The organism is Providencia sp. AGC89, from assembly GCF_053543535.1.
The window spans coordinates 83,718-108,855 of record NZ_JBIXLP010000094.1; the positions used below are offsets into that span (position 1 = coordinate 83,718).

The 25,138-nt window shown below is 39.2% G+C and carries 23 protein-coding genes; 11 read left to right on the forward strand and 12 right to left on the reverse strand.

Annotated features, from left to right (window positions below; all coding sequences use genetic code 11):
- Window positions 1-425: 425 nt before the first annotated feature.
- Window positions 426-1,178 (forward strand): LexA family transcriptional regulator, encoded by a 753-nt coding sequence (locus ACIPUA_RS22665; RefSeq protein WP_071548264.1) that lies wholly within the window; start codon window positions 426-428, stop codon window positions 1,176-1,178.
- Between the two features lie 957 nt (window positions 1,179-2,135).
- Here ACIPUA_RS22665 and ACIPUA_RS22670 read toward each other — a convergent pair.
- Genes ACIPUA_RS22670 through ACIPUA_RS22685 form a run of 4 tightly spaced genes read right to left on the reverse strand, consistent with a single transcriptional unit; the run spans window position 2,136 to window position 4,504 of the window.
- A complete protein-coding gene (locus ACIPUA_RS22670; protein ID WP_042844968.1) occupies window positions 2,136-2,522 on the reverse strand; it encodes a hypothetical protein in 387 nt (128 codons plus the stop codon).
- A 42-nt stretch (window positions 2,523-2,564) separates the two neighbouring features.
- Window positions 2,565-2,801, reverse strand: a complete 237-nt coding sequence (locus ACIPUA_RS22675; protein WP_042844971.1) for a hypothetical protein — start codon at window positions 2,799-2,801, stop codon at window positions 2,565-2,567.
- A gap of 11 nt (window positions 2,802-2,812) precedes the next feature.
- Window positions 2,813-3,601 carry a MipA/OmpV family protein gene (locus ACIPUA_RS22680; RefSeq protein WP_449060187.1) on the reverse strand — a complete coding sequence of 263 codons (789 nt, stop codon included), beginning with the start codon at window positions 3,599-3,601 and terminating at the stop codon, window positions 2,813-2,815.
- A 24-nt stretch (window positions 3,602-3,625) separates the two neighbouring features.
- Window positions 3,626-4,504, reverse strand: coding sequence for an HARLDQ motif MBL-fold protein (locus tag ACIPUA_RS22685; protein ID WP_449060188.1), 879 nt, complete (start codon window positions 4,502-4,504; stop codon window positions 3,626-3,628).
- Window positions 4,505-4,583: 79 nt separating this feature from the next.
- Between ACIPUA_RS22685 and ACIPUA_RS22690 the strand changes: the two genes are divergently transcribed.
- Window positions 4,584-5,498, forward strand: a complete 915-nt coding sequence (locus ACIPUA_RS22690; RefSeq protein WP_042844974.1) for a LysR family transcriptional regulator — start codon at window positions 4,584-4,586, stop codon at window positions 5,496-5,498.
- Window positions 5,499-5,622: 124 nt separating this feature from the next.
- Here the strand turns inward: ACIPUA_RS22690 and ACIPUA_RS22695 are convergent, their stop codons facing one another.
- From ACIPUA_RS22695 to galE, 6 genes are all read right to left on the reverse strand, one after another.
- The gene (locus tag ACIPUA_RS22695) at window positions 5,623-7,254 is read right to left on the reverse strand and encodes a sodium/sugar symporter (protein WP_042844975.1); all 1,632 of its coding nucleotides are present in this window, start codon (window positions 7,252-7,254) and stop codon (window positions 5,623-5,625) included.
- Between the two features lie 286 nt (window positions 7,255-7,540).
- On the reverse strand, window positions 7,541-8,545 hold the full coding sequence (locus ACIPUA_RS22700; protein ID WP_042844978.1) for a substrate-binding domain-containing protein: 1,005 nt from the start codon (window positions 8,543-8,545) through the stop codon (window positions 7,541-7,543).
- A gap of 163 nt (window positions 8,546-8,708) precedes the next feature.
- Entirely contained in the window at window positions 8,709-9,749 is a 1,041-nt protein-coding gene (galM, locus tag ACIPUA_RS22705; RefSeq protein ID WP_449060189.1) for a galactose-1-epimerase, read from the reverse strand.
- Window positions 9,750-9,778: 29 nt separating this feature from the next.
- Entirely contained in the window at window positions 9,779-10,939 is a 1,161-nt protein-coding gene (gene galK / locus ACIPUA_RS22710) for a galactokinase (protein ID WP_042844983.1), read from the reverse strand.
- Window positions 10,940-11,032: 93 nt separating this feature from the next.
- Window positions 11,033-12,085, reverse strand: coding sequence for a UDP-glucose--hexose-1-phosphate uridylyltransferase (locus tag ACIPUA_RS22715; protein ID WP_048607805.1), 1,053 nt, complete (start codon window positions 12,083-12,085; stop codon window positions 11,033-11,035).
- A gap of 12 nt (window positions 12,086-12,097) precedes the next feature.
- Window positions 12,098-13,123: a UDP-glucose 4-epimerase GalE gene (galE, locus tag ACIPUA_RS22720; RefSeq protein ID WP_131680639.1), complete on the reverse strand. Its 1,026-nt coding sequence runs from the start codon at window positions 13,121-13,123 to the stop codon at window positions 12,098-12,100.
- Window positions 13,124-13,766: 643 nt separating this feature from the next.
- Here galE and ACIPUA_RS22725 point away from each other — a divergent pair.
- The 5 genes from ACIPUA_RS22725 to ACIPUA_RS22745 are packed head-to-tail and all read left to right on the forward strand — an operon-like array spanning window position 13,767 to window position 19,049.
- A complete protein-coding gene (locus ACIPUA_RS22725; RefSeq protein ID WP_164975506.1) occupies window positions 13,767-14,480 on the forward strand; it encodes an IclR family transcriptional regulator in 714 nt (237 codons plus the stop codon).
- A gap of 53 nt (window positions 14,481-14,533) precedes the next feature.
- On the forward strand, window positions 14,534-16,162 hold the full coding sequence (locus ACIPUA_RS22730; RefSeq protein WP_042844990.1) for an OPT/YSL family transporter: 1,629 nt from the start codon (window positions 14,534-14,536) through the stop codon (window positions 16,160-16,162).
- Between the two features lie 20 nt (window positions 16,163-16,182).
- Window positions 16,183-17,376 (forward strand): aminotransferase class V-fold PLP-dependent enzyme, encoded by a 1,194-nt coding sequence (locus ACIPUA_RS22735; RefSeq protein WP_449060190.1) that lies wholly within the window; start codon window positions 16,183-16,185, stop codon window positions 17,374-17,376.
- 3 nt (window positions 17,377-17,379) lie between these two features.
- A complete protein-coding gene (gene pepE, locus ACIPUA_RS22740) occupies window positions 17,380-18,102 on the forward strand; it encodes a dipeptidase PepE (RefSeq protein WP_042844993.1) in 723 nt (240 codons plus the stop codon).
- Between the two features lie 2 nt (window positions 18,103-18,104).
- Window positions 18,105-19,049, forward strand: coding sequence for a DUF1177 domain-containing protein (locus ACIPUA_RS22745; protein WP_048607809.1), 945 nt, complete (start codon window positions 18,105-18,107; stop codon window positions 19,047-19,049).
- A 53-nt stretch (window positions 19,050-19,102) separates the two neighbouring features.
- Here the strand turns inward: ACIPUA_RS22745 and uhpC are convergent, their stop codons facing one another.
- Window positions 19,103-20,428: an MFS transporter family glucose-6-phosphate receptor UhpC gene (gene uhpC / locus ACIPUA_RS22750; RefSeq protein ID WP_042844996.1), complete on the reverse strand. Its 1,326-nt coding sequence runs from the start codon at window positions 20,426-20,428 to the stop codon at window positions 19,103-19,105.
- Between the two features lie 168 nt (window positions 20,429-20,596).
- Entirely contained in the window at window positions 20,597-21,226 is a 630-nt protein-coding gene (locus ACIPUA_RS22755; RefSeq protein ID WP_042844998.1) for an NAD(P)H-binding protein, read from the reverse strand.
- A gap of 225 nt (window positions 21,227-21,451) precedes the next feature.
- Here ACIPUA_RS22755 and hemP point away from each other — a divergent pair, with 225 nt between their 5' ends.
- The 4 genes from hemP to ACIPUA_RS22775 all read left to right on the forward strand — a co-directional run bounded on the left by hemP (window position 21,452) and on the right by ACIPUA_RS22775 (window position 25,137).
- Window positions 21,452-21,625 carry a hemin uptake protein HemP gene (hemP, locus tag ACIPUA_RS22760; RefSeq protein ID WP_094301214.1) on the forward strand — a complete coding sequence of 58 codons (174 nt, stop codon included), beginning with the start codon at window positions 21,452-21,454 and terminating at the stop codon, window positions 21,623-21,625.
- 82 nt (window positions 21,626-21,707) lie between these two features.
- Window positions 21,708-21,980: a hypothetical protein gene (locus tag ACIPUA_RS22765; protein WP_129466200.1), complete on the forward strand. Its 273-nt coding sequence runs from the start codon at window positions 21,708-21,710 to the stop codon at window positions 21,978-21,980.
- Window positions 21,981-22,062: 82 nt separating this feature from the next.
- Complete coding sequence (locus ACIPUA_RS22770; protein WP_449060191.1) at window positions 22,063-24,063, forward strand: TonB-dependent hemoglobin/transferrin/lactoferrin family receptor; 2,001 nt, start codon at window positions 22,063-22,065, stop codon at window positions 24,061-24,063.
- Window positions 24,064-24,087: 24 nt separating this feature from the next.
- Window positions 24,088-25,137 carry a hemin-degrading factor gene (locus tag ACIPUA_RS22775; protein ID WP_042845003.1) on the forward strand — a complete coding sequence of 350 codons (1,050 nt, stop codon included), beginning with the start codon at window positions 24,088-24,090 and terminating at the stop codon, window positions 25,135-25,137.
- The last annotated feature ends 1 nt before the right edge of the window (window position 25,138 follow it).

Here is a 25,138-nt window from a genome sequence, read left to right on the forward strand (position 1 = left end):
GACAAGACGGCCTTATATCCGTTATAAAATATATAACCATATGATGGGAGCGATTTTCTTTTTTCCAAGTGCATATATTTCAACTTTTAAGCGATGTATTAAACGATTAAAAGATAAATCAAATCACCTCACTTCGGGTGATAAAGCAAGTGGTCTAATAACCCGTTTGTTTTTGATGCCCAACCAATGCCTTTACAACATTTTGGAATGGAGTTACCTTTGATGACTTAACTGATATAGCCCTGTATCACGCCAATGGTTTGAGCAAATTCAAACTGATTAAGTTACTGTTATTCTTTAGGTAAATATTTAATCTTATTTGTTAGCTCCTTTTTTACTTAACGATTCAACATTAGCAGTACTAATAACGAAAATAATAGCAATACTAGTGGCATAATATTAGCAATACAAATAAAATAGATGATATGAATAGAAAAATTTCAGAATCAGACAAAATAGCAGCCCAAAATTTACGTAATATCTGGGAAAGCAAACGTGAATCTCTCAGCTTAACTCAAGAAAAAGCAGCTGAGGCACTTGGCTTTTCTACGCAAGGAGCCGTCAGCCAGTATCTCAATGGCCGTACTGCGTTAAATACAGATACCACATTAAAATTTGCCGCTTTACTTCGTGTTAAGCCTGAAGATATCAACCCCGAATTAAAAATTTTACTCGATTACGTCAGGTCAACAAATAGAAGTGAAGATACCACTCACCCACAACAATCGATTAGAAGCGATCACAACACATTGAGATTAATGGATATATATGCAAAAGCAGGTCCCGGTGGTTTTATTAATAATGACTTCCCTGACACCATAAAATCAATAGAATTCTCTTCCGAAAAAATTTTTGAGTTATTTGGTCGTAAAAGTCTTAAAGGAATTGAGATGATTAATATCAGCGGCGATAGCATGTCTCCGGCAATTAATCCTAGGGATGTTGTTTTCGTTGATACACACAGTGACTTTTTTGATGGGGATGGCGTCTATGTATTTAGTTTTGAAAGCTCCCTATTCATAAAACGATTACAGCGAGTTAAAGGCCGGAAGCTTGCGGTCAAATCTGATAATCCTGCCTATGAAACTTTTTATATTGAAGAAGCTGAGATGCATGATTTACGCGTAATAGGTAAAGTCATAAAGTCTCTTCCAATAAAAATGGTTGATTTTGCTTAACCAAAACAATCAATTAAATACTATCGCTAATATTTTCGGTTTTTTATCGCCTAGAGTAATTAGCAATGCTATTGAATGATAAAAATATCGATGCTAATATTATTTCTACTAATACAAACACAGCAAGTATTTAGATAAGTGTTCAAACCTAAAAATCAGCCTACCTAGGGAAAAGAGTTAGGCTAACGTAAGAGGCAAGACCAGCCAGTTAGGGCTGACAAGCGTTGATTGATAGGCGTAAAAAAACCCACCTAAATGGGTTTCTTTACCTCGGGTCGCCGACCAAAGCTAACCGAGTATTCTGCTAGCGCGACCAAACGCTAGAAGAGGCAAGACCAATGATAAATCACTGATCAACTTTATTTTAAAGGAGCCGCAATAAAAGCACAACCTAAACGGTCTATGCCCACGCTCTATATGGTGAATTTTAAATTTCATCGGTTTAGGGTAACATTTTAATTGCGTTAGAAAACGTTAGGATATATAGCAAGGATAATGAAAAATAGATTGATAAATGGTACAGTTATTACTGCTTATAGCCCTATATATTCCCCCTCATCAACTAAATAAACTTGTGTTAAATACCACCTGTTACCCTTAAAATTAAATGATATTCATAAATAGATGAGCAACTTTCTGGCTCGATATATTACATAGTAACAATAATAGATAGCCCTATTGTCTATAATCAAAGCCTATAGGTAAGAAAAAGCCTTTGCAATTAGGCCGTTATGCAGGTTAGTTTTACTCCACCCAAATAAAAAAACGCACTTACCGTGTCATTTCATTGATATATAGTTACCTAAAACATGGTTGATAAGGGGTATCACTGATGCGCAACAAGTACATTAAGTAAAATTTATCAACATGCACAGAGAGATAATAGCCCCTTACTTAAGGTAAATAAGCATTCTTTTCTATATCGATACTTTTCCTACTGATAACCGCTTAACCCTATTATCTTTTTCTATTTTGACAAATGACTATAGATAAAAAATCTATAATATCAAATTTAAAGAAATAATTCCTTATGAAAATAGGCGTAACCCTATCTATAAAGTCGCCATGGCTTATATATAAACTTTCATTAATAAGTACTGCACGCAATTGTTTTCGTTTATTCCAATCAACATCGGATTGCACAGTGATTGTCACCCTATTTTCTTTATCATTTAATGTTGAAAGAGTGATTTTTATTTCTCTTTTTTCTTTATCACATCCATATATTACTCCCAACTTAGGGTATAAGTCATAGTTTATATTTTCAAACAAACCGCTGCTATTTAACTCTCTTAAAAACTTACTAAAAATAATAATCATAGTTATCCAATAAAAAGGTGCCATCAGTTAGCACCATAAATTACAATATAGAATATAAAGTTAAATTTAATAGCTATGTGAATAGTTTTTGTATCTATACCCTTGAGACTTCATACATTCAGCGATGAGTTCTGGCCTTTCATTTGAACTCACTAAAGCAATACCAATATCATATTTACATTTTGCCAAGACATTTTCAGAGTCTTCATAATTTACACCTTCTTTATACCAGCCTGGGCCTACAACACATCCACATAATAAAAACACTGATGCATATATAGTATATTTAATATTTATTTTCATTTGCATGTTCTTTAAAATGCATATGAGAGACCAATTATATTGACTAGCCCATATTTTTGTTTTGTAATTGGGCTATCAGCCGCATCACCAAATAGATAATAACCTCCAGATTTTAAATTAAGGAAAAAATTCTCACTCAACCTATAGTTCAACCCGATTAGAATACCTGCATCTTTAATACCTGCTTTGGGGGTATATACAGCGTAATCCGTCTTAAGAGACTGCTTTTCAGTCACGCCGAAGTAAGCTTGGTTATAATTTTTATTTACGTATCTTGTGGATATATTGGTATCAATAAACCAGTCATCATTTAATTCAAAATGCGAGTTAACCCCAAACTCAACCCTTGTTGCATTATCAACATCTACCCCGCCATAATCCCTATGTCCAAGTGCCGTCAATGAATTAATATAGATAGAATGCTCTTCTATACTATAACTCACTTCAAAACCCGCAGCTATAGCACCTTTAAGGTCTCCCATTCCCTTTAAGTCTTTATTTTTACTACCAGAAAAACCAATTTCCTCTTTTCGACCTTGCATATAAGCGCCAAGAACACCTATATGAAAATTATCAAACAGACTATATTGCCACTTTGCACCACTAGTGCCCAAACTAAATATACCAAAACTGTTTGTATCTACTGTGTATTGGATCGTCGCATCCGGTATTAAAATATATTTATCAGACCCTTCATAGGGTGATGACATTCCAACACCTGCACCTAATATTAATTCATCGGCAAAAGAATTAGTGCATAAAATAGCACCCAACATTGGGACTAAATATTTAACTGTCATGATTTTCACTCTTTATTTACAGGATTATAAATGTAATTGGCTTATTAAAGACATTTTGGATTTTTCAACATAACGTTTAAGGCCATTTTCATCATAAAATGCCTTATCATTTCCATTATTTAATTCTGTAAGTTTATCTATAAGGTCAAACTTATCTCCCTTACTTGCAATAAATATATCTACCTTTTGATCATACAAAACTTGATAGCTATACTGGAGGTCTTCAATAATTTCTGGATAATTCAGATTATTAATTAAATAATAGCCAGGAGTTGCTAGGCTATCTGCATATATCAGTGTGTCATTATTATTTAGTTTTATCTTCCATGACGTACTTCCCGGTAAATGCCCTGGCGTTAATAATATAGTAAAAGTTACACCATCAAGACTAAATGATTCATTATCATTTAAGAGTAAATCTGTTTTAACTGAAGGAAATAATAATGCATCACCTAATGCAAAATCATCTGCACCACCTAAAGCCAATTGCTCAGCATTGAGTTTATTCGAAACGACCTTTGCACCACTTATTTTTTTTAATTTAGCTATCCCACCCGCCTGATCCAACCTAGCATGGCTGTTCAAAATATATTTGATATCCCTAATATTAAACCCTAGTTTTTCAATATTACTTTGAATTAACTCTGCGCTTTCATTTAAGCCCGCATCAATGAGTACATGACCTTTATTTGTTGTGATCAATATAGACGTTAAATTTGTCGTTTCAACATACCAAACTTGAGGGGCTATTTTGAAAGGTGCGATAGGCTTTGCCCATTCCATAAAGACACTTTTAGGTGGAGCGACAGATAATGGTTGCTCAGGATGTAATGAAGCATAAGCTATAGGTTGCACGACTAACCCTTGCATGCAGAGCAATACTATTAATTTTAACTGTTTCATGAATACCGTTACTTGTTTATCATCGAAACAAGATGATAGTATAAGTAAATTGAATTCTGCTCATTAATATTGGTACAAAATGAATCTTGCTCAATTTGATTTTAATCTTCTCAAAGTTCTCTATGCATTACTTTTAACAGGAAGTACCAAGGAAGCAGCTTCTAAACTGGGTATTTCATCTTCCGCGGTCAGCCACGCATTGAGTCGGCTACGCTCAGCGTTGGGTGACCCGTTATTTAAACGAGAAAATAATCTTCAAGTTCCAACCCCATTTGCTTTAACACTTAAAGCGAAACTCGTTCCCCTTTTTATTTCCTTGAATGATGATTTATTTACAGATTCCATTGATGGCTCAAGAAGTTTCAAAATTGTCTGCCCCCCAGCATTGATGGATATTATGACCTCTCCTTTATCAGAACTGTCTTTCAAGTTAGATTTTTACGCGGAATGTATTCCATACCAAAGGCGGTCTTGGCGTGAAGAAGTGCTTGATGGCACCATTGATTTAGTCTTTGCTGTCGGTGGAGATCAAAGCCCTGTATCGTCGCTAAAATTTGAAACTATAGGTATTAGCCGATTAGTCATTATCTACGGAGCGCCATTAAGACCAGCTTTAGAGCACGTTAAAGAATTAAGCCTTGAACAACTCGTATCTTATAAACATGTCTATTGTTTACCTTGGCCCCAAGATGACAACGAACTAGATAGGCAATTACGTCGAAGAGGTTTATTTAGAACTATTGGCTTTAAATGCCCAGAATATTCGCAAGTGATATCAGCAATAAATAGCAGCCCATATTTAGCGATTGTGCCAGAACCTTGGCTAGAAAATCAGTCACTAAAACATACCATTTACCAAACGAAGCTTACTGATAGCCTTGCCATTGGTAATTTATTTATGATGCACAGAAAATCAATGCAACCTTGGAAGAAAAAAATTGTTGCGTCACTTAAATCCAAAATAGAATCGTATTATAAGACGACTAATTTATAACGATATCAGAGCATCTGTTAATAAAAGTATATAAAATCGCTATCCAAGCGAGTAAAAATAAGTAAGGCGGGAATATCCCGCCTTTTGTTATCATTTTAATGGTGAGTTTAATAATGCTATGGCGTTACCAGAAAAGTGCGTATAAAACACACAAAACAACCATAATAACGTAAGCGGAAATATTGAAACCTGTTGACGTTTTAAAGGTCTCGGAAGTTAAAATAATAGCGCCATCACAATCATCCCCTTTTGCCGTTGTAAGGCTAATCAACCCGATCACTACAGCAGTAAAGAAGAAGGTGTACATCATTTGATCAAGGAAAGGCATACCTAATGGCATTAATTTCAAGAATAAAGCAAATGGAATAGACAATAATACCCCGATGATCGCGCCTTTCGCATTTGTTTTCTTCCAGAATAAACCTAACAAGAATACCGCTAAGATCCCAGGGCTCACTAAGCCTGTATATTCCTGTATATATTGGAAAGCTTGCCCGATATTACCCAGTAATGGTGCAATAAAGCAGGCGATGATCAATGCAACAACCGCACTGACTCGGCCAACATTAACCAATTTATGGTCCGTTGTTGCAGGTGCAATATATTCCTTATAGATATCCATGGTGAAGATAGTCGCTACAGAGTTCAACATAGAAGCTAAAGACGATACGATAGCGGCTGCTAATGCTGCGAATACTACCCCTTTCGCGCCTACAGGTAAGAACTGGGTTAGCCACGGATAAGCTTTATCCGCTTGCGCTAATGTCGGTATATGTTCTTGTGCCATAGTCCCCAAACCAGCAAGCAATGCAGGGTCTGAAACTATCACAAAAGCAGCGATACCAGGCACAACAACTAAAATCGGTACAATAAGTTTTAGAAACGCAGCAAATACTAACCCTTTTTGAGCTTCATTGATGGATTTAGCGGCTAATGCACGCTGAATGATATATTGGTTAAAACCCCAATAGTATAAGTTGGCAACCCATAAGCCACCGATTAACACGGCTATCCCCGGTAAATTACTAAACTGAGGGTTATCTTGGCTTAGGATCATTTCAAAATGAGTAGGCGCTTCGCTTGCCATACGGCTCATTCCTGCAAACAAACCGGCGTCCCCACCAATATAACTCACAGCCATAATTGTCGTTAACAAGCCACCTAAAATCAGGAAGAATACTTGCACGACATCGGTCCATGCTACTGCGGATAAGCCACCATAGAGGGAGTAAATTACCGCAAATAATGCTAAACCAAAAATAGCATAATTCATTGGTATACCTAGGATTGTTTGTAACGCTAACGCACCTAAATATAGGACTGAGGTTAAGTTAACAAAGATAAATAATGCTAGCCAGAATACCGCTAAAATGGTTTTTAATGTTTTATTAAAGCGTTTTTCAACAAATTCAGGAATAGTATAAATACCTTTATCAATAAACACAGGCATAAAATACTTAGCGACAATAATCAAGGTAAGTGCCGCCATCCATTCGTAGGATGCAATTGCCAGACCAATCGAAAAGCCTGATCCAGACATGCCGATAAATTGTTCTGCGGATATATTTGCTGCAATTAATGATGAACCGATAGCCCACCAAGGCAATGTTTTACCTGCCAAAAAATAATCTTTAGTTCCTTTTTTTTGCCCGTTTTTATCTCGTGATACCCAGAGCCCAACACTAATAATAACAAGCACGTACAGGATGAAGATCCCGTAGTCTAAAGTGCTTAGTCCAACCCCTTCTGTCTGCATAATAAAATTCCTTCGCCAAATGATAACGAAGTTAGTGTAAACGTTACCACAAATAATCACCGTTACTTAAATCACATATTTTCACAATATTCTTAAGAATATTCACTGAATTAGCTAAACATTAGATTTAAACCTAGAAATCGCGTCATAAAGGGCATAAATAACAGAGAGAATCTGAAAGTCAGCAGGCTAAAATCTAAAATACGTGATGACCATCAAAAATAAATGATAACGTTTACATGAAAAGTGAATGAGTGCTCAATTCATGGCTCTAATGGCATTACCACTAAGAATGCAATGGTCGAACGGAATTGCGCTGAACTAAGGTCGGGGAGTAAATTAAGCTATCCCCTAAGATTTTTTCACCCCGAGCTAAAGAGAGGGCTAATTGCGTTGCTTTTTCAGCCATCATTTGAATAGGATAACGTACAGTGGTTAAACGCGGGTGAATATACCGAGCAATCAAAACATCATCAAAACCAATTACTGAAACCTGTTCTGGTGAGTGAATTTCATTTTCATCCAATACGGCAATCGCCCCTGCTGCCATAAAATCGTTATAGCCAACCACGGCGGTGATCTCCAATGACTTGGTTAGCAAATTAGTCATTGCTTGTTCCCCGCCTTCACCGTAAGGGACACCATATTCGACATAACTTTCTGAAAGAATAATACCATTATTTTTTAACGCATCGCGATAGCCCATTAAGCGCTGTACCGCATCCTCAATTTGATGATTTGAAGAAATATAAGCGATTTTAGTATGCCCATGACGAATTAGATGTTCAGTCGCTAAATATGCCCCTTTATAGTTATTTAATGAAATACAACGGTGAGCGATTTCATCAATATGCCGATTAATCAGCACCATACTCGGAACTTCTTTCGCGTATCCAATCAGTTCATCATCCGAAAGGGCTTTTGAATGAATAATCAATGCATCACAGCGGTTATTGATCAATAACTCAATAGATTGGCGCTCTTCTTTGGCATTATGATAACCATTGCAAATCAAAATATGTTTGCCATTTCGATGAGCAACGCCATCAACGGCTTTAACCATTACCCCAAAAAATGGGTCGGATACATCATTAACCAGTACACCTATTGTATTAGAACTTTGGTTCACTAATGCACGAGCAGCAGCATTTGGCCGGTAACCCAACTTATTCATTGCACTTTTTACTGATGCAATAGAAGCTTGACTCGCTTTCGGCGATTGGTTGATCACCCGTGAAACCGTTGCAACAGAAACGCCGGCTTCTTTTGCTACATCTTTGATTGTCGCCATCGTATACCTCTACAATTAGGATGGCTTATTAAACAATGAGCTAGGATTAAAAACAATGGCATAACGCATATTAAAATCATTTAAATGAAAACAACGGATTATTCATGCCTAAATAGCAAAACACCGCATCACTGCGGTGTTAATAATTATGCGAAATAATACATTAAAAAATAAATTGATAGCATGTTTCGCTAGTATAGCGTTGATTTGAGTATGAAATTGGGCTGTATTTAGCCCCCCATTCAGGGTGGTTTACCGCATCAGGTGGAAATTGAGTTTCAAATGCAACGCCAGAAAACGGGGTATATTCCTTTGTTTTTCCCGCGACAGAAGTCAAATAATTCCCTGTATATAATTGCATTGCTGGCATGGTTGTTGAAATATTCATCTGAATATCCCCCGCAGGTGCATGAAGTGAAGCGACCGTTTGCTTCCCATCAATACGAGTGCTATCAAGGATAAACGTATGGTCATATCCCCCAACCATTATTTGGTCTTCATCTTGTAAAAAACCACGGCCAATTGGCTTTCCTTGGCGAAAATCAAAATAGCTGCCAGTAACACCGCGCCACGCCCCTGTTGGCACCCCGTCTTTGTCTGTCGGTACATAATCGTTACTGTGGATTTTAAGCTCGTGCTCAAATAACGTTTTTTCCGTATTTTCCCCAGCAAGGTTAAAGTAGGTATGGTTAGTCAAGTTCACAGGGCAAGTAGCCGATGTTTGGTACTGATAACGAATAATGACCTGATTTTCATCTGTTAATTCATAACTCGTATCGACTCGCAACTCACCGGGAAAGCCTTGGTCACCATGAGGGGAAATCAGAGTAAACACCACCTGTTGAGCATAACGCTGTGAAATAGCCCAAACCCGATAACTGAAATTATCTTCCCCCCCATGTAAACAATGCATTCCTTGATTACTAGACACTTTATAATTTTCGCCATCAATCGAAAATTGTGCGTTCGCGATTCGGTTGGCAACACGGCCCACTGTAGCCCCTAAATAAACCGTCTGCTGCATCTGCTGCGCAATATTTGGCGAACCTAAAATAACATCACGCTGACCACTTGCTAAGGGTAAGATACAGCTCATCCAGCTTGCCCCCAGGTTCGTCAAAGTAATTTTCATACCATTTTGATTGGTTAGCTCAATAATTTTAGCGGCTTGTAACGCAAGACGTTGCTCGTGAGTAAATTGCATTTTTTCCCTCAATTTGTCAGGTTCTATGATCAACTCAAACTCACTACGCCAGCGCCGGCACTTGGCTGACAAACATAAATATCCGCCTGTAAGCCTGTCATTTTAGAATATTGGGCTTCAACAGCCTCAATCACTGGTTGCACAAGTTGTTGTTGCATTAAGGCCACCACACAGCCCCCAAAACCACCACCGGTCATACGCACACCACCTTGAGCCCCTAAAATAGATTTCACAATGTCGACTAATGTATCAATCTCTTTTACGGTGATTTCAAAATCATCGCGCATGGAAATATGTGATTGCTCCATCAATTGGCTTAACAAGGGTAAATCATTTTGTGTCAACGCGATTGCGGCTAACTGTGTACGCTCATTTTCACTAATCACATGCTTAGCCCGTTTGGCAACTAATGGCGGTAATTGATGTTGTTTTTGCAAAAACTCATCATAGGTCACGTCACGCAATGCCTTTACAGCCAAGCGCTCAGCAGCTTCTTCACATTGTTTACGCCGAGTATTGTATTCACTTCCCACTAGCCCCCGTTGTTTATTTGAATTGATTATCATCACAACTAGGTCGTCAGGGATAGAAATTGCCAGTAAATCCAAACTACGACAATCAATCAATAAGGCATGCCCCTCATCACCACAGGCTGAAATTAATTGGTCCATGATGCCACAGTTACAACCGACAAATTGGTTTTCCGCCTGTTGACCATTCAGCGCAATATCTTGCTGACTAATATCTAATTGATACAAGGCCTTCATTGTTTGCCCTATAACCACTTCTAATGAAGCTGAAGAACTTAACCCCGCTCCTTGCGGTACATTGCCACTGACTGCGATATCACATCCGTTAAACTTAAACCCACGTTGCAGCAAGAACTTAATTACACCGCGAATATAATTGGCCCACATTTTTTCAGGTAAAAATGTAATTTCTTGGTCTAGGCTAAACTCGTCACAATCATTATTATAATCGGCAGCAACTACTCGAATAATACGGTCATCACGTTTTGCCGCCGCAGTCATTGTTAGGTAATTAATGGCACACGGCAGCACAAAACCGTCATTATAGTCTGTGTGTTCACCAATCAGATTCACTCGCCCTGGAGCCTGAACATAAATATTCGCTGGATAACCAAAGGTTTTCTCGAATGAATTAGCAACCGTTTTTTTCAGCATTTCCATTGTTTGCTTTCCTTAATCGTAAAATTGATTTACTCGAACAATAAAATCCAAGCAAATATTAATTTGAATAATTCCTTAGCTATTTCGTTAGGTTTAGCGTTGTTTGTAATGTATTTCGCTAACCTCTCTTAAACGCTGGGCTGCCTGTTCTGGCGTTAGGTCACGCTGGGTTTCAGCTAACATTTCATAACCCACCATAAATTTTTTGACCGTTGCAGAACGCAATAGCGGCGGATAAAACAACGCATGTAATTGCCAATGTTCAATATCTTTATGTGGTTTAAAATAAGGGGCAAAGTGCCACCCCATCGAATAAGGGAAGGAACACTGAAATAAATTGTCGTAGCGGCAAGTCAGTTTTTTTAGCGCCAAACTCAAGTCTGTACGGACGGTCTCATTCATTTCATCCATGCGCCTAATCGGTTGTTTAGGTAACAGCATCGTTTCAAACGGCCAAGCGGCCCAATAAGGTACAACTGCTATCCAATACTCTGTTTCCACCACAGTACGCGCACCAGATTTTTGTTCTGCATTGACATAATCCATCAGTAGATTACTGCCATGGCGCTGATAGTATTGTGCTAAAAAATGGTCTTTTCGTTCGATTTCATTTGGCAGAAAATCACTCGCCCAAATCTGCCCATGAGGGTGCGGTTGAGAGCACCCCATGATTTCACCTTTATTTTCAAATACCTGAACCCAAGTAAATTGTTTACTGAGTTCCGTAACCTGCTGTTGCCATGTTTCCACCACCTTTTCAATTTCTGGAAGTGAAAGCTCAGGTAGCGTTTTACTGTGATCTGGTGAAAAACAAATGACTCGGCTAACGCCTCTGACTGATTGAGTTTGAAATAACGCTGACTGGTTTTCTGGCTGAGCACAGGCTTGCTCTAACAAAGCACCGTGATCATTTTGAAAAACATAAGTACCTTGATAGTTAGGGTTTACCTCGCCTGAAACACGAGTATTTGTTGGGCACAGAAAACAATTTTTATCGTATTCAGGCAAGTCTGTTATTGACGGCTTTTCATCTTGACCACTCCATGGGCGCTTTGCTCGATGAGGTGAAACCAAAACCCATTGCCCCGTCAACGGGTTATAACGGCGATGAGGGCAATCTGAGGGGTTAAATGGCATCTTATTCATGCTATCAATCTCCTATTTATTGTATCCATTAGGGTTATTTACTTGCCAACGCCAACTGTCTGCGGCCATATCATCAAGGGTACGCACCGCTTGCCAACCTAATTCACGATACGCTTTTTCAGGGGTAGACCAATACTCTGCGATGTCCCCAGCACGACGAGGTTGGATAGTATAAGGAATAGGCTTCCCAACGGCTCTTTCAAACGCCTGCAACACTTGCAGTACACTGAAGCCATTTCCGGTTCCCAAGTTATAGATATGTAACCCTGCTTGCTGACCGACTCCTTGCAATGTAGCAACATGCCCATCGGCTAAATCCATTACATGGATGTAATCACGAACGCCAGTCCCATCAACAGTAGGGTAATCGTTTCCATAAATTGCTAGTTTATCCCTTTTTCCTACCGCAACCTGTGTAATATAAGGTGTTAAATTATTTGGCACACCTTGAGGGTCTTCCCCCATCAGGCCTGATGAATGTGCACCCACAGGGTTAAAATAGCGTAATAAGGAAATCGACCACGAATTATCGGCGTGATAAAGGTCAGATAAGCAACGCTCAACCATGTATTTACTGGTGCCATAAGGGCTTTGCGTGTTACCTGTTGGGAAGTTTTCTGTAATGGGTAATGTGCTAGGTTCCCCATAAACGGTAGCCGAAGAGCTGAAAATTAAGCTTTTTACGTTAGCTTCATTCATACAACGAGCTAAAACCAATGTGCCATTGACATTAACATCATAATATTCAATGGGTTTTTTAACTGATTCGCCAACCGCTTTTAACCCTGCAAAATGAATAACTGAACGAAATTGATGGGCGCTAAAAATAGATTTAATAGCCGGTTCATCTCGAATATCACAGTGATAAAAAACCGGCCTCACCCCAGTTAATTGTTCAATGCGATTAAGCACTTCCAATTTAGCATTATGTAAATTATCAACAATAACAGGAAGTAATCCAGCTTTTATTAATTGGACACAAGTATGACTACCAATATAACCCAATCCCCCAGTGACGAATATTTCACCCTGCTGCATGTTTCACTCCTTAGTACGCCTTCAATTTCATATTTGCCTTTCAGCTTGCCGTTGTGGGCGAGTATACCAACGAGTTGATATCCAATTCTGTGATCAAACTCGATTTAGTGTAAACGTTTACACAAAAATAGCAAAGAACCGATGAATATCATGTGAATTGAAAAAATAAGATGCCAATCGAGGATAATGATTTGGATAAAAAAAGCACAGAGTAACTTTGTGACTCTAATAAGTTACTTTATGAATATTATTATGACGAAAAAATATTCAACCGCGTCGAAATCAGTGTATTAGGGTTCCCCCCCAACCACATTATGAATAACATTTAGTCACCACCATTCTTGTTTGATGATTTATGCCATTCATCTCATATATCAACGCTACCACTCACTGTTTCGCTACTAGGAACAGTCTACAGCCATATAATTAAATATAAAAATCAACACATTACATCAAAATAACTCTTATTTTGATGAATGGTCACAATTGATTCAGTGACCGACTTAACACTGTGGCAACAAATCATTTACTTTGTATGTTATTTCATCTAAATATATTTACATCGATAAGCGGAACACTGTTCCTGATAAAGGAACGAAAAATAACAATAATACCGTTTAATTTAATGCACACAGGGGGAAGCATGAGTAATCAGTTACAATCTGCAGGGTTTGTTTTAACTCTGCTAGACCATTTTTCAATTGATAAACCAATATGGGGAGTGCGTGAACTGGCTCGTCATATCGGTAAAAGCCCCTCAATGGTGCAACGTGGGTTTAACCTTTTAGAGGAGCAAGGGTTTCTACAAAAAAATAACAGTAAAGAGTACTTATTGGGCTTACGCTGCATCGAAATTGGCCACATAGCAAATAATACACGGCAATTTTCTCAGTTGGCTAATGATTACCTCCAGCCATTAGCCAGCAAAACGCATGAAACTATTTTTATTTATCGTCGCTATAACGATATCGCCATTTGTAATTTTATTTTAGAAAATGACCACCTAATACGCTTTACCTCAAAAGAAGGTGAGGCCTTGTCATTACACGAAGCGCCTTTTACACAAATTATCTTAAGTTCAATGGATGTGACTTATATTGAGGATTATCTTTTAAAACACAATTTACAAAATGATTTGGAATTAAAACATCAATTGAAACTTTACGCGGATGAAGGCTATGCCTATTCAAAAGAAGCTTACCTTGCAGGGACTCAAGGGCTATCAGTACCTATTTTTTCATTTGAAAAAGGGGTGTTAGGCTCTTTATGTATTGCTGCCTCAAGCCAAAGTAAAAATTTAACTGAATATTATCCATTATTAAAATCTACAGCAAGTAAGTTATCTGCCATATTTTAAATATGGAGAAATATAAAAAATAAATATAATTCAATATTAAAATAGGTAACTCTATGAATATATCTCATGATAAAAATGATACTGAGGTACGTGTATCTATTTTTTCTCCAGCACTGCTTATTGCAATAATTATATTATCATTTGTTGGTGCTATTATCGGTATACAAATTATTGTCACACTAGGAATATCGGCGAACACCTCAATTATTGGCGCTGTATTAGCTATATTATTATCAAGATTACCATTTTCAATTTTTTCTTCATTTAAATTTATAGATGCTCAAAATTTAATTCAAACCAGTATTTCAGCCGCCACCTTTGCCGCAGCGAATGGATTGATGGTCTCAATCGGTGTCCCTTGGGTGCTCGGTATGCCTGAATTAATTTACCCTATGATGGCTGGTGCATTTGTGGCTATTATTATTGATGGCACAATATTATACGGATTATTTAATACTCGCGCATACCCAGCGAGTGCCTCTTGGCCTGCTGGCGTTGCAACAGCAGAAACACTATGGGCAGGAAATAAAGGTGGCAAAAGACTAGGTGCTCTATTAACAGGCTTTGCTGCAGGCGCAATCGGTGCGGGATTTGGCATCCCTATGGCCTCTGCAGGTATCGCTTTAATCGGTAGTATCTTTGCATTATTCATGTTTGCTATTGGCTTACTTATTCGTGGTTTTTCTGAATCGGGTCTAATTAGTTATAATTTATATGAACACTATGTCCCTCACGGTGTAATGATTGGGGCAGGAATTGTCGCACTCATTCAAATAGGTGCCATTGTTTTTCGTAATAAAAAAGAAACGGATCAGCGAATTAAAGAAAGTGAAGAACTTATTCAAAGTAGCCGCCGTATTAAATCAACACTAATTAAAGGGGCTATTTTCTACTTTCTCACCGCCCTCGCCTTAACCTTTATTAGCCAAATTTTTGTGACGATGACATTGCCACAACTCATCGGATTCCTTATTTTTGCTACCCTAGCAGCTTTGATTCAAGAGATGATTGTGGGGATGGCTGCCATGCATTCAGGTTGGTTTCCAGCGACGGCAGCTGCGCTTATCTCATTAATGATAGGTATCCTTATTGGTTTTCCCCCTGAAGCATTAGCCGTATTAGTTGGGTTCTGTGTCGCCACTGGCCCTGCATTCGCAGATATGGGGTTTGACTTAAAGACTGGGTTTATGATCCGCGGTAACGGCAAAAACCCAAATGTTGAACGCTATGGCCGAAAGCAACAATATTTTGCCTCTATTATTGGTTTTTCCTGTGCCTTAGTCGTTGTTGCACTGACTTATGATTTCTATTTTCAGCAAGACAAAATTGTCCCTGCCTCTCGACTCTATGCAGCAACAATTCAAGCAGGCAGTTCATCTGATGTCGCAATGATGTTGTTACTGTGGGCCATTCCTGGGGCTGTTATTCAATTAATTGGCGGGGCAAAAAACCAAATTGGTGTTCTTTTTTCAACAGGCTTGATGATCAACTACCCCATTGCAGGTTGGACCGTTCTCGTAGCGCTCGCCGTGCGGGTCATCATACAACGCTTCTTTAATATTAGCTCAGATAAAATTTCAACTTTCGCTGGAGGACTCATTGCCGGTGATGCGCTCTATTCCACCGCCAAAGCCTTTCTTCCAACGATAAAAGCAAAACTGCTTTCCCTATGGGCTCGATAGTTTTCAATAGGAATATAATTATGATGAATATATGGCAACAAGCACAGCAAGATACCCTAGTCTCACAAAACTACGTCTATTTCGATACTGGAGCCGCAGCCCCCCCACCCAAACCGGTCATTGATGCGGTAAAGGCCTACCTCGACAAAACAGCAGAACAAGGTATCTATCTGCCAAGTTTTCGCAAAGCAACATACCAGCAGGTCGAAGTTTGCCGGAAAAAAATGGCCACGTTTATTGGTGCTAAAGAAAGTGAAATTGCATTCACTAAAAATGGTACAGAGTCCATTTGCTTAATTGCTAGAGGTATTTCATGGCAAGCAGGTGATGAAGTTATTATCCCGGATACCGAAATGCTCAGTAATATTTCAATATGGCAATTGCTAGCAGAAGAAAAAGGAATAAAAATTGTTACTGTTCAAGCCGATAAGCAAGGGGTTATTTCTCCCGCATCCATAGAATGCGCCATTACCTCCAAAACGAAACTCATCAGTTTTGTGGCATTATCTAATATAACTGGCGTTATGCAACCTGTGCAGGCTATCTGTGAAATAGCCCAAAAGTATAGGGTATTAAGCCATGTCAGTGCCTCTCAGGCTATTGGAATGTATCGTGTTAATGTTCAAAATTGGCAATGTGATTTTATGTCCTTTTGTGGACGAAAAGGCTTAAGAGCAATCGAAGGCAGTGGGATATGTTTTGTCCGTGAGTCGTTAATCCCCTTATTAACCCCAATGCTAGTTGGTTGGTGGAATAGTAGCATCGACCCTAAAACAGGTACGGTGATATTACCCAAGACCGCTAAACGTTTTGAAGCAGGTTGCCCAAATATCCCTGCAATTATCAGTTTGAACTCTGCATTAGACTATGCATCCCAATTAGGTATTGAGCAAATTGAAATACGTAATCAAACCCTCACACAATATGCTATGCAGAAATTAGCCACAATTCCAAATATTGAAATATATGGTCCAGATAATAGCAATCAGCGTATAGGAATAATTCCATTTAACATTAAGGGTATTTCCTCTGATTTATTAATGCAAAAATTAGAAGCTAAAAATATCATTATTGAATCAGGGCATTTTATGGCAACGGCAATTTTGCAGTTCTATAACATAGAAAAAATGGCTCGATTATCATTGCATTATTTTAATACTGAAAAAGAAATAGATTTATTTATTAACGCAATTAATGATATTACAAAGGAATAAAAAATGACTAAAGCATTATTAATGAGTAGTTCACGCATGGGAAACATGAATTATTTAGAACATGCTGATGAGCAAATTCATCGATTATTACAACATAAAAAACAAAATATTTTATTTATTCCTTATGCCGCAGTGACTTTTAGCTTTGATAAGTTTGAAGCCATTGTACAACCTGTATTTAGAGCCTTAGGTTATGAATTAAAATCCATTCATCATTTTAGCGACCCGATTAGTGCAGTGCAGGAAGCACAAGCTATCGCAATTGGTGGGGGAAATACATTCGCTCTACTAAAACGCCTATACGATGCCAAAATTGTTGACGTAATTTCCCAGCGCGTCAAACAGGATGGAGTACCTTATATGGGGTGGAGTGCAGGAAGTAATGTTGCAACCCCTACGATCCGTACAACTAATGATATGCCTATTGTTCAACCACCTTCATTTAATTCACTGAACATATCACCATTTCAAATTAACCCACACTTTATTTCTGGCAAACCAGTTGGTCACAATGGGGAAAGCCGCGAAGAACGTTTAAATGAATTTTTGACGATTAACCCAACCGAAGAGTTAATTGCCCTCTACGAAGGTACCGCGTTATTTATTGAAAATGAACAAGGCACTATTTTAGGTGACCAAAATGCATTATGGCTACGTGGCCCCGATAAAATTGAAGAAATTACCACTAACCAACCTTTCCGATTAGATATGATTAAAGGAGCATAATAATGTCATTGAACTATGTTAGCCAAGTCTATGAGTTATTGGACAGCCCCCATGTTGATGGGGAAAAAATGTCCTCGTTATTAAGCTCTGTTAGCCCCGACCATGCTCAAATCACGGTGACCTCAGTCAACTACGAGGCTCCTGAAGATACTCGTCAATTATGCCATTTTATTAAGGTTGTCATTCCCGGTACAGAGGGAAAACTATCTGGTGGAAATTACCCAACACTTGGTATTATTGGCCGTTTAGGGGCACAACAAGCGCAACCTAATCGAATCGGGTTAGTGTCTGATGCTGATGGCTCTATTGTTGCCTTTGCAAGTGCGATGAAACTACTTGATATGGCAGCAAAAGGTAGCCGGCTTAAAGGGGATGTGATTATAACCTCCCATATTGCAACCCATGTTTCGATAACCCCTCATGACCCTGTCGACTTTATGGGGATGCCCGTTTCCTCAGCTACGATGAATAAATACGAAGTCGATAAACAGATGGATGCCATTTTATCTATCGATACATCCAAGGGAAATAGTATTATTAAACACCGAGGAATTGCGATTTCACCAACTGCCAAGCAAGGCTATATTTTGCGAGTTTCTCCAGATTTAGTGCGTTTAATGGAATATGCGACTGGTGATGTAGCAAAAACATTCCCAATTACCACGCAAGATATTTCCCCTTATGAAAACGGTGTTTATCATTTCAATTCCATTATGCAACCCCATGTTGCTACCCATGCTCCTGTAGTTGGCTTAGCCATCACAGCCAAAGCACTGGTCCCCGGTAGCGAAACCGGTGCAAGTTATGAAAGTGAACTTGTTGATGCTACAAGGTTTACTGTTGAAGTTGCGAAGCAGTTTTGTTGGAACAAAATACGCTTTTACCAACAAGACGAGTATGATGTGTTGTATAACTTGTACGGCTCCCTTGCACAAATTCAAGGTTAATTTAGCGAAAAAAGGTCACTATCAAAGTGACCTTTGGGTTTTATGATAAACCGTTATGCATCATTACTGATTTTCTTTTTTGTCATCGCCATCGCAATTATCAACAGTAGGATCAAGAAAATGGATAAGGTTAATAATAACGAATAGAAACCATTCCATTGGTATTTTTCAATCACCAACGATAGCGGATAACCTGCAATTGATGCCCCAATATAAGCAAATAAGCTAACAAAGCCTGTTGACGCACCCGCAGCATTTTTATGTGAATTTTCAGCAGCGGCCATCGCAATAAGGAACTGTGGACCAAAAATAAAGAAACCAGTCATAAAAAATAAGAATGAAAATACATATTCGTTATCAACTGGCACAATCCATAAACAGAATGACGTTATGATAATCCCTAGCGCATATATGACATTCATCTGCGCACGATTACCTTTAAAGATTAAGTCAGAACCCCATCCAGCTACGATAGCCCCAAAAAAGCCACCAATTTCAAACATCATAACGACGGCGTTCGCAGACAGTAGATTAAAACCATGATCTTCAATTAAGTAAAGATTAGCCCAGTCGTTGATCCCGGTTCTAATGATATATATTACGGCATAAGACAGCGCTAATACCCACAATACCTTATTTTTAAAAATATACTGATTAAGGATCTGGCCTAGTGGTAACCCCGCCCCTTTGGCTTCATATTTTAATTCTTCAATGTCATTGCGCCATTCACCAACTGTCGGTAGCCCCATCGTACGCGGCCTATCACGTAGCAAAATACACAAACCAATACCAATCACAATAGCAATAACACCAGGGATAATCATTCCGTAGCGCCACCCTAATGCTAATGCAACACCACCAGACAAAATTGGAATTATGGCACCGCCAATATTATGCGAGGTATTCCAAATCGCCCACCATAGACCCCGCTCATTACGTGAGTACCATGTATTGAGGATTTTCGCACAAGGTGGCCATCCCCACCCTTGGAAGAATGCATTTACCATCCATAACACAATAAACATGGATATGGATGATGTTAAACCGAATAGAATATTCACGACCCCAGTGGCAATTAACCCAACCCCCATAAAGTAGCGTGGATTAGAGCGGTCACCGATGATCCCAGACAGAAACTTAGAAGCGCCGTAAGTTAGGTAAAAAGCTGTCCCAACCATTCCGATATCACCCTTTGTGATCCCCAAATCAGTTAGCATTTCAGGCATAACAAAGTTAAAACTTTTGCGTGTGAAATAAAAAACAGCATAACCAATATAACTAACAATCATTAAATGCAGACGCCAGTATTTATATTTTGCGTCGATTTCCGATTTTGACATCGTTACTGGCACATCTGGTTGTTCCTTAAATATTGACATATTGAATCCTACTAAAAGTATTAGCAGGCAAAAATATGACAATACATTGATAGCAACAATAGGTGAATTTACTTAAATGTTACAGTTTTATTACATTTTTATTTCAATTTGTTACCAACATCAAAAAAACTTAATCGATTAAGCTTCATTTTTTAATGAGTGAATTGGTTATGCCAATTGTTTTGATGACACAATATTCACACCCTGAATAGGATTGACTGCGCCTTCGAGTAGCGCTGAGGCTATATTAGTTGCAGGGCTAATTTGGCAACTTGCAGGAAGCAAACGAGATAAAAACGAAATAACCCGTATTACCACCACTTCACCAAGGCGTTCTTGGCTTCTGTGACCACTAATGACATTTGGACGCACTATTGTTAAAGAAGAAAACCCCAATGATATTAAACGCTTTTCAAGCTCCCCTTTCACTCGGCTATAGAAAAAAGGGGAATTAGCATTAGCGCCTAATGCCGAAGTCAAAACAAAGGTTGGACAATGCCATTTTTTAGCGAGCTCAGCACAGGCTAACGGGTAATCATAATCAACTCGGCGAAATGCAGCCTTTGACCCTGCTACTTTCATTGTTGACCCTAAAGTACACACCACCGCATCAACTCCCCAAAGATCTGCCTCATCTGGCAAATGATTAAAATCAACCGTTGGCGCCCATAACTTAGCATGCTCAGGTAAATCACGGCGCGTAGGCGCAATAACCTGCGTGACTCGAGGGTCAGCTAAAGCTAATGATAATACATGGCTACCGACTAGCCCTGTTGCCCCAACAATGAGTAATTTCACTTTATTTCTCCATGAGTCAGCAGTGAACCCTAACTATAGCTTAGCATTGCATCGCGCTTATTGCCTTTGCTAGCTCTCCCATAATGAATAATTTTCTTCCCGACTCAAAGGTTTGTATCCCTTTTGTTGTTTGTTTGTGAAAAACGCTTGATATTGACAATGATTCTAAAGATAATCATTCTCAATATCATTTCTATTATCAACAAATTTAGTGTGGTAAATAATATGACAGCGCCAGTTGCAGAACACAACGTCGAAACGGCAAAGCAAACCGTTAAAGCTGACGTAATAGAAAGCCAACAACTCTTGGGGCCTAATGGCAAGGTCTCAATTCAACATAATGGCGAACTTTATTTATTAAGACAAACACGTACAGGTAAATTGATTTTAACTAAGTAGTCTGTGCCAAAAATATAAATCGCAAGCCACCTAGGTTATTATCCAGGCAGCCAGCTTAACCTAAGCATAGGAAAGGTTTCTTATGGAGTTTAAACTGACGTCTGTATACCCTATTTTTGCCTCTGGGCACCCTGTATACATAAATAACTATTCGATCCACCAACATGGTTTTACACCATTCTATTTGCGTAAAATGACAGATAACGTTACTCCGTTATCACAACCAAACTACGCCTATCTCAGTGATCTACAGTCATTAACTCCCCTTTTTTCTTATGCTAGCGCACCACTTACACTCAATTTCCCCTGTGTGATACCAAAGTCAGTTCCCCCTGACCCACTCACTTTTATTTAGCCATAAGCTGCTAATTAATAAATATTTAACTCATTCTGTTTAATACAGCGAAAAATAAAATACGTTATGGAGTCTCACAATTATGTCCCATGTTTTACGAGTGTCAGTTATAACCAGTGCGATATTGGGGGTTATAGCCAGTGCACAGGCCCAAACCACTGAAATCTCATCCAAAAAGAATGCCAACGATGTTATGACCGTCTATGCCACAGGGACTGAGCGCGATAGCTTTGATACACCAATGATGGTGACTGTAATCAAAAATAATTCCCCAGAAACCGAAACTGCAAATAACGTGAATGATATTTTACGTAAAGTGCCTGGAATTGGTGTGACAGGAACCGCTCGCACCAATGGTCAAGATATTTATATGCGTGGTTTTGATCGCAATGGGATTTTGACGCTTGTTGACGGTGTACGACAAGGCACTGATACGGGCCATATTAATGGTACCTTTATTGACCCTGCCTTGATTAAGCAAGTGGAAATCATTCGAGGCCCTTCAGCTTTGCTATATGGTAGTGGTGCCATGGGGGGAGTCATCGCGTGGGAAACCGTTGATGCGAAAGATTTATTACGTGAAGGGCAAAACCACGGCTTCCGTGTATTTACCCAAGGCTCAACTGGAGACCATAGTATTGGTTTTGGTGGCACCGCTTTTGGTCGTAGCGACAACCTTGATGGCGTATTCAGTTTCGTGACCAAAGAGACTGGCGATATTCACATGAGTAATGGCGATGACATGGATAACAAAGAGACCATTGGCAACCTATTAGCTAAAGGAACATGGCAAATAGACGATACGCAAAAATTATCAGGCCAACTCCGTTACTACAACAACGATGCTCACGAGCCAAAAAACCCTCAAGAGCTCACTAGTACACCTAAAAACTTAAAAGTTAACCGCACGACTCGCCAACGTGATGCACAAGCGACATACCATTTAAAACCGTCTTCACAGAATTGGCTCGACCTAAAAGTGACGCCTTATTATTCAGAGGTCAATATCACAGCCAAAGGGCAAGGCACCCCTTATGAGGGGCGTACGCAAAAAACCTCTGGTATAAAGATTGATAATAAAACTAATTTCTACGACTTACCTGTTGCTTCGCATAACTTAACCTATGGCAGCGAAGCTTATCAGCAAAAACAAACCCCTTACGCGGCAGCCACTCAATTCCCTGATGCTGAGATCACCTTTGCTTCTGGCTTTTTACAAGATGAGATCACCTTAAAAGATTTACCTGTTTCGTTCATTATCGGCACGCGTTATGACCATTATAAATCGAAAGCGAAAGGTAATGAAAAAGTCAAAGAAGGTAAATGGTCATCTAAAGGAGCAGTCAGTATTACGCCAACTGACTGGTCAATGCTGTTTGCTTCATATTCTGAAGCATTTCGCGCACCTACCATGATGGAAATGTATAACGATAGTATTCACTTCCCTATGGGACCGAATAAATTTAACAGATGGCGTCCTAACCCAAACTTAAAACCAGAAACAACTCGGACAGCTGAATATGGCTTTGGTTTGCGTTTTGATGACTTAATGATGGCTCGTGACAACCTACAGTTTAAAGCGAGCTACTTTGATACTAAAGCGAAAGACTACATCAATACCGACGTTAATATGGTGGAAAACTACACCACGTCTATCAATGCCAAGCGCGCCAAAATTTGGGGTTGGGATGCTTCTCTCGATTATACAAATGATTATGCCAAATGGAGTTTAGCTTACAACCGCACTGAAGGAATTAATGAATTCAATGGTGAGTCAATTACCTCCATCAAGCCAGAATCCGTCACAAGCAACCTGTCAATCCCTGTCGCCAATAGTGGGTTCTCTGTAGGCTGGTTAAGCGAATTTACACGCCACACCAATTTCAATAAGGCCTCAAAAGCCCCTAAACAAGCGGGGTATGCAGTTCATGACTTTTACGTCAGTTACCAAGGTGATGGGCAGCTCAAAGGGTTAGGAACGAGTGTGGTACTAGGCAATGCCTTCGACAAAGAATATTACTCATCGCAAGGCATTCCGCAAGATGGTCGTAATGCCAAGCTACTTGTCAGCTTCCAATGGTAATTCACACAATTTAAGGAGATACACGTGAATTCAACACTTTTCGAGCGTTACCAACAAGCTAAAGCAGAGAATAAAGCCAGATACGCTCGTGATCTTGCCGCTTATTTAAATGTTTCTGAAGCACAACTGCTACACAGTCGTGTGGGTCATGATAAAGCTGTGCGCTTAGATATTGATGCACCTACGCTTCTGACCGAATTGGCCAGTGTTGGGAAAGTCAAAGCTATTACTCGCAACGAATACGTGGTTCATGAGCAAGTTGGTCGCTATGACAATGCAACATTTAGCCCGCATGGTGGGTTAATTTTGAACCCTCGCGCACTTGATTTGCGGATGTTTTTTAGTCACTGGGATGCGATTTTTGCCCTGACTGAAGAAAGCAAACAAGGTGAACGCCACAGTATTCAGTTCTTTGACAAACATGGTGATGCTCTACATAAGGTCTATACCACTGAAGAAACGGATATGGCGGCTTGGTATGCGCTAATTGACAAATACACAACCCAAGATAATGCAGAATTAGTTCATCAGCCCATCGTTCCTTTTACCAGTCAACCTATTAGCGAGGAACTAAAGCGCCAGTTAGAACAACAATGGCGCGATATGACGGATGTCCATCAGTTTTTTGTATTGTTAAAGAAAAATAACTTAAGCCGCCAGCAAGTTTTTGCCGCTGTTAGCGATGATTTAGCTTGGAAAGTCCCTAATGATTCCTTCAATCAGCTGATTAATACTGCATTTAAGGATCAGAATGAAATCATGATTTTTGTGGGCAACCGCGGATGTGTGCAAATTTTTACTGGTGAAATAAAAAAAATCATGCCATACCAAAGCGAAGGTTCAGACTTAAAGTGGCTAAACATTTTCAACCCTGATTTCACCTTGCACATGATTGAAAATGGCATTGCCGAATGCTGGGTAACTCGTAAACCCACACAAGATGGCTTTGTAACTAGTCTTGAAGTCTTTGATAACCAAGGAAATCAAATCGCACAAATGTATGGGCAGCGTACCGAAGGGACTCCAGAGCAAGAGCAATGGCGCCAACAAGTCACCGCATTACCACGCATTTAAA

Excerpts from the sequence above, each read along its gene's own strand:
- ACIPUA_RS22665 (WP_071548264.1), top strand. The coding sequence starts at position 426 with ATGAATAGAAAAATTTCAGAATCAGACAAAATAGCAGCCCAAAATTTA.
- ACIPUA_RS22670 (WP_042844968.1), bottom strand. The coding sequence starts at position 2,522 with ATGGCACCTTTTTATTGGATAACTATGATTATTATTTTTAGTAAGTTT.
- ACIPUA_RS22675 (WP_042844971.1), bottom strand. The coding sequence starts at position 2,801 with ATGAAAATAAATATTAAATATACTATATATGCATCAGTGTTTTTATTA.
- ACIPUA_RS22680 (WP_449060187.1), bottom strand. The coding sequence starts at position 3,601 with ATGACAGTTAAATATTTAGTCCCAATGTTGGGTGCTATTTTATGCACT.
- ACIPUA_RS22685 (WP_449060188.1), bottom strand. The coding sequence starts at position 4,504 with ATGAAACAGTTAAAATTAATAGTATTGCTCTGCATGCAAGGGTTAGTC.
- ACIPUA_RS22690 (WP_042844974.1), top strand. The coding sequence starts at position 4,584 with ATGAATCTTGCTCAATTTGATTTTAATCTTCTCAAAGTTCTCTATGCA.
- ACIPUA_RS22695 (WP_042844975.1), bottom strand. The coding sequence starts at position 7,254 with ATGCAGACAGAAGGGGTTGGACTAAGCACTTTAGACTACGGGATCTTC.
- ACIPUA_RS22700 (WP_042844978.1), bottom strand. The coding sequence starts at position 8,545 with ATGGCGACAATCAAAGATGTAGCAAAAGAAGCCGGCGTTTCTGTTGCA.
- galM (WP_449060189.1), bottom strand. The coding sequence starts at position 9,749 with ATGCAATTTACTCACGAGCAACGTCTTGCGTTACAAGCCGCTAAAATT.
- galK (WP_042844983.1), bottom strand. The coding sequence starts at position 10,939 with ATGGAAATGCTGAAAAAAACGGTTGCTAATTCATTCGAGAAAACCTTT.
- ACIPUA_RS22715 (WP_048607805.1), bottom strand. The coding sequence starts at position 12,085 with ATGAATAAGATGCCATTTAACCCCTCAGATTGCCCTCATCGCCGTTAT.
- galE (WP_131680639.1), bottom strand. The coding sequence starts at position 13,123 with ATGCAGCAGGGTGAAATATTCGTCACTGGGGGATTGGGTTATATTGGT.
- ACIPUA_RS22725 (WP_164975506.1), top strand. The coding sequence starts at position 13,767 with ATGAGTAATCAGTTACAATCTGCAGGGTTTGTTTTAACTCTGCTAGAC.
- ACIPUA_RS22730 (WP_042844990.1), top strand. The coding sequence starts at position 14,534 with ATGAATATATCTCATGATAAAAATGATACTGAGGTACGTGTATCTATT.
- ACIPUA_RS22735 (WP_449060190.1), top strand. The coding sequence starts at position 16,183 with ATGATGAATATATGGCAACAAGCACAGCAAGATACCCTAGTCTCACAA.
- pepE (WP_042844993.1), top strand. The coding sequence starts at position 17,380 with ATGACTAAAGCATTATTAATGAGTAGTTCACGCATGGGAAACATGAAT.
- ACIPUA_RS22745 (WP_048607809.1), top strand. The coding sequence starts at position 18,105 with ATGTCATTGAACTATGTTAGCCAAGTCTATGAGTTATTGGACAGCCCC.
- uhpC (WP_042844996.1), bottom strand. The coding sequence starts at position 20,428 with ATGTCAATATTTAAGGAACAACCAGATGTGCCAGTAACGATGTCAAAA.
- hemP (WP_094301214.1), top strand. The coding sequence starts at position 21,452 with ATGACAGCGCCAGTTGCAGAACACAACGTCGAAACGGCAAAGCAAACC.
- ACIPUA_RS22765 (WP_129466200.1), top strand. The coding sequence starts at position 21,708 with ATGGAGTTTAAACTGACGTCTGTATACCCTATTTTTGCCTCTGGGCAC.
- ACIPUA_RS22770 (WP_449060191.1), top strand. The coding sequence starts at position 22,063 with ATGTCCCATGTTTTACGAGTGTCAGTTATAACCAGTGCGATATTGGGG.